Consider the following 2,001-nt stretch of genomic DNA (forward strand, 5'->3'; position numbering starts at 1 on the left):
CGGCGTTGCTCTGCGGCTCTTTCCTTCTCGTGTATGGCTTCAATTTTTCGGGTTGCGTTGTCGTGTGCCGCCATGAAATCTTCGGGACAGATGTTCTTCGGGTTACGGAGGTCTTGACCGAGTTTTTTGAGCATACGCAGATAGTCGCACCACATTGAGAGGTTGTCTATCTGATACTTGTGACGCTTGGCAATCAGATATGATGCCCAACATTCATCGGCAGTACGGGTATTGAAAAGAAAGTGTTTCATGACCTCAATCTCACCGCCTTTCATAAGGGTTTCAATTCTTGGGTCTGAAAGCAAGGCTTTGAAAAGACGCACGGGGGAGATGCCGTGGAAATCGCCCTTGAAGCCGTTACGTCTGAGTTGGGGCAATATCCTCATCTTTGGATATGCACAGCTTCTTGCCACCACATCATCGTATAGGCTGTTGTGCGGTCTTACCTCCATATCGCTGCCTAATGCCCACACATCGCAATAGCAGAAAAGGAAGCCACGGAGCAACGCCATGTCCGTAACCTTGCCGTCGGGTGAAATCCAACGCTGCACGACCTCGTGGCAGTAGAAACGCATCGGTTCGCCTTTCCTGCTCTCGCATCTGACCTGCGCCACGCGGATTACCTGATACCCTTTGCAGGTGGTTATCACGCTGAAATTCTGCGTTTCCTTGTAGATGCGTCTGCGTGTGTCCTGCACTTTGAGTTCGGCATGGCATTTGGGGCAGGTGCAGCCTTCAAGGGTGTCGCATAGTCCGCTGTCGCTGTGCCACTCGTGACCGCAGTCGGAACAGGTGATGTTCCCTTTCTTGGTGCGGTAGCCGATATGCTCAACGCAGTGGCGGTATGCCCAATCTATTTGTGTCGCTGATATGGGGCGAAGGTTGGCGGAAAGTCTTGCCACCTCTTTCTGTATCTTGGTCTTCGGTTTCATAAGCCTAAATCAAATAATGAGGGTTGGGGTTGGTTTTCTTTTCTCGCTGACGGTCTGTGGCGGTTCTGCAACTTGCGGAGTTCCTCCTCTTGGTATTTGCGGACAGCGTTCTGACGTGCCTCCGCCTTTTCCTCTGCCGTGAGTTTCACAACGTGGTTCACAACCACTTGGCAGTCCATCGGTTTGCCCACCTCTATCTCGTTTTCCTCATAGTAGTGGATGGCTTGCCCGAATATCTCTCCGTCCGTGAAACCGTTGCAACCGCTTTTCTGCACATAGTTCAGAATGTGGGTCACGCACTCGTCCATGTTCTTGGCAGGGTTGCGGTACTTCTTTGCAAATAGCGCATCTTCCTCCGCACGCTGTTCCAAGTACATATATATCGTTCTCTTGAAATGGTCTGTTCCTTTCATATCGCTGTCATTTTTAGATTATCTGTTTCAGTATCTCTCTCCAATAGGTCGGCTCTACCTCGCTGAGAAGGAAGTCCATGAAATCCCTCCGTGCGTCCTTGTTCAGTTCGTGGTACAATCTTCGGAAAGTTTCAAAATTGCCGTTGATGTACGTTTCCACCATATACACGAAGATGTTGTCCACCTCGTAATATCTGCACTGCTGCGCTGCCGTCTTGCTGTTTCTTTTTGCCATGTCGGTAAGGGTTAAAGGGTGAATAACCAAAGGATGAAGCCAAAGAAGGCAATGGTGGAAAGGATAGCCACGATTACACCTATCGCCACTCGGAACACTCCGTTTACAATCTCTCTGATGATGCCCCAAAGGATGCCGAACACCCCGAAGGCGGTGCGCATCATCAAGCCGCATATCGCCAACCCGATGTGTTGCGCCATTTGTCTGAAATTTGCCGTTGCCGTCATATCTTCGCTGTTTTTGATTTTTTTGTTTTTAATGCGGATTCAAGAGCTGAGGGAGTTGAGTTTCAAACTATCTTATCTGCCTCTCGTTTATCCGACATTTTTTTTATGCGTCTTTCTGTCGCATCGGTCGTTTTCGTTTCGGGTGCTTGAAAAGGTAGGGATTAGGGAATGCAAGGTTTTTCGGTCAAAATACT

General features: G+C 49.3%; 4 protein-coding genes. All 4 read right to left on the reverse strand.

What is annotated here, in order from left to right:
• The coding region (locus HMPREF9442_RS08895; protein ID WP_008627723.1) for a PcfJ domain-containing protein at positions 1-932 on the reverse strand (932 nt) is incomplete at its 3' end.
• Entirely contained in the window at positions 929-1,345 is a 417-nt protein-coding gene (locus tag HMPREF9442_RS08900; RefSeq protein ID WP_004291533.1) for a PcfK-like family protein, read from the reverse strand. The genes HMPREF9442_RS08900 and HMPREF9442_RS08895, both read right to left, overlap by 4 nt.
• A gap of 13 nt (positions 1,346-1,358) precedes the next feature.
• The gene (locus tag HMPREF9442_RS08905) at positions 1,359-1,580 is read right to left on the reverse strand and encodes a hypothetical protein (protein WP_004291534.1); all 222 of its coding nucleotides are present in this window, start codon (positions 1,578-1,580) and stop codon (positions 1,359-1,361) included.
• Between the two features lie 11 nt (positions 1,581-1,591).
• Positions 1,592-1,807, reverse strand: coding sequence for a hypothetical protein (locus HMPREF9442_RS08910; RefSeq protein WP_004291535.1), 216 nt, complete (start codon positions 1,805-1,807; stop codon positions 1,592-1,594).
• Positions 1,808-2,001: the final 194 nt, after the last annotated feature.

This window comes from Paraprevotella xylaniphila YIT 11841, assembly GCF_000205165.1.
Taxonomy (GTDB): Bacteria; Bacteroidota; Bacteroidia; order Bacteroidales; family Bacteroidaceae; genus Paraprevotella; species Paraprevotella xylaniphila.